Source organism: Frisingicoccus sp., assembly GCA_016298055.1.
GTDB lineage: Bacteria > Bacillota > Clostridia > Lachnospirales > Lachnospiraceae > Frisingicoccus.
Genome location: JAEDDO010000269.1, coordinates 1 through 2,093, shown reverse-complemented (window position 1 = coordinate 2,093; position 2,093 = coordinate 1). Strand labels below are relative to the sequence as shown.

Annotated in this window: 3 protein-coding genes; all 3 read right to left on the bottom strand. The window is 39.8% G+C overall.

The window, feature by feature from the left end; all coding sequences use genetic code 11:
* Positions 1-110 precede the first annotated feature (110 nt).
* Positions 111-515 (bottom strand): hypothetical protein, encoded by a 405-nt coding sequence (locus QZZ35_RS11455; RefSeq protein WP_291237523.1) that lies wholly within the window; start codon positions 513-515, stop codon positions 111-113.
* A 460-nt stretch (positions 516-975) separates the two neighbouring features.
* On the bottom strand, positions 976-1,695 hold the full coding sequence (locus QZZ35_RS11450; RefSeq protein WP_291237522.1) for a BtpA/SgcQ family protein: 720 nt from the start codon (positions 1,693-1,695) through the stop codon (positions 976-978).
* 152 nt (positions 1,696-1,847) lie between these two features.
* On the bottom strand, positions 1,848-2,093 hold a 246-nt coding region (locus QZZ35_RS11445), incomplete at its 5' end, for a leucine-rich repeat protein (RefSeq protein WP_291237521.1).

Sequence of the window (2,093 nt, the reverse complement as noted above, 5' to 3'; positions counted from 1 at the left end):
TCTGCTGTGAATAAAGTCATCTGTGTATCATCTGAAATAATTGCTTCTCCGCTGTCAGACTGTTGGGGACGGAGAAAGTGGCTTTTTTCCTGTCCCCAATGGTTCATATTTTACTTGACCTTTTCATGGAAAAGGACAACAAAGGCACTGCCGCCGTCATCAAAAGAAATGCAGGATAGTACGCGCATAACATAATCCGGATGTTCCTCCGACCAACAGTCATGATATTCGTCAGAGGAAATCGCCTGCGTGAGGTATTCTGTTTCCACTTGATAGCGGTACCCCGGTTCATCATCCTCCCGCTCACATTCCAGAACGACCTGGTCAAAGCCATACCGGTGGGTGACAGAACAAATCTCCCCGGTATTTTGATCCATTGTACTGGTTTTTTCATGGTATCCATTAAAATCCTCTAAGCGTACTTCACTCCATTTCATTGAAGACAACATCGCATTCAGATGCTCTAAATCCTTTTCCTCCCGGTCAGGAAATGTAAACTCCATATGTACTTTCATAATCAAATTCTCCTTTCTATTCATTACGGTTAATCATCTCTTCGGCGTAGCGTTTCCAATCCCGTTCGATTTTTTCCTCATCAGACAGCTGACTCCAGTTATCCTGTTCGATTTTGATGTATCCCTCCCAGTTTTCCAGAGCTTCCCCACAGTAACAGTCTAGAATCCAGAAGTTTATAGAAATCAATCCAGCATTCCGTACAGGAAAAATCCATACGCACATTGGGGACAGGTACTATAAACAAAAATTAATGAATATTTCATTGTTATTTTAAAATGTTCAAAATAATAATCGAGTACCTGACACATGATAAATAGCGTTTCCTCCCCGTTTTTGATATCTGCATTATATCAAATGGAAATTTCCCTTTTTGAAACTTTTTTCAATTCCCGCAGTCTTTCAGGAGAGGAAATGGCATCAGTCTCCCCTATTCATTGTTGATATCGTGCAGTTCACACATTAGATTTCTTTGTATTCTCGAACTTTATCCATAAATTCCTTTACATATTTTTCTGATACATCACCGTAATCGTGATGTCCTTCTTTCAACCAGCTTCCGATGATTACGCCATCTGCATATTTTAGCTTTTCACAAACATTATCGGCAGTAACGCCCGCACCAACAATCAGGGGAAAATCTTTCAATACTGTTTTAAATTCTGACAGTTTTTCTGTAGGACAATCTTTTCCGGTTCCTTCACCTGTCGTCACAACAGCATCACAGCGCATTTTTGCAAACGCAGCGTCCTGTTCGAGATTTCTGCCACTTCTGATCGGCTGATATTTAAAACGCAAACCACCAAGAACCTGAAAATTCCTGCCTTTCATGAGTTCGATCAGTTCATTAGCGTATACAGAATCTCTTTGAGGCGTTAAATGCCCACATACTGAATCGATCTGCACGAAATCAGCACCATACTTTTCTGCGAGTTCAAATGCCATCCTGTAATCTCCAAGAATATTAACACCATAAAGCTTGTCCGGCATATTTTTATGTAAATATTCAAGTGCCTGTATACAATTTCTCGTATCTCCAAAATAGTTTTCCACCAAAACGGCATCAACACCGTTCCTGTAATATGTTTCGGTTTCTCTTTTCATCCGTTCCATTATATCCGCATCAGAATTTCCTTTCAGATGAAGCATGGCAATAATAGGGTTTGTTTCAAAGTTTAACATTTATATCATCCTCCAATCAATATTCAATATATGTCTCTTTCTTAATTCTTTTTCGATTACTTTCATCTATATCTTCTTTTAAAGTACCTCAAATGCCAGCCCTTTTTCCTTTGCAAATGTTTCCGCTGTAGACCCCGCATATCCATGAATTACTACATCCGGGCTGTCCGCAAATAGATAATACGTTTCATCCGTTTCATGGAAGATGGAATCACAACATTTTCCAGGCTTTCGCAGGATGCAAATGTTCCCCAGAGTTCTTCTGTTCCTTCTTCGATTGTCACTTTCTTCAAATTATTACAAAGCTGAAAAGAATCCAGACATTTTTTGATATTCCCGGGAATCGTCACATCTTCAAGTCCACTGTAAAGAAAGCATCTTGTGCGCACATTGGGGAC

Coding starts and splice junctions, on each gene's coding strand:
- QZZ35_RS11450 (WP_291237522.1), bottom strand. CDS start 1,695: ATGTTAAACTTTGAAACAAACCCTATTATTGCCATGCTTCATCTGAAA.
- QZZ35_RS11455 (WP_291237523.1), bottom strand. CDS start 515: ATGAAAGTACATATGGAGTTTACATTTCCTGACCGGGAGGAAAAGGAT.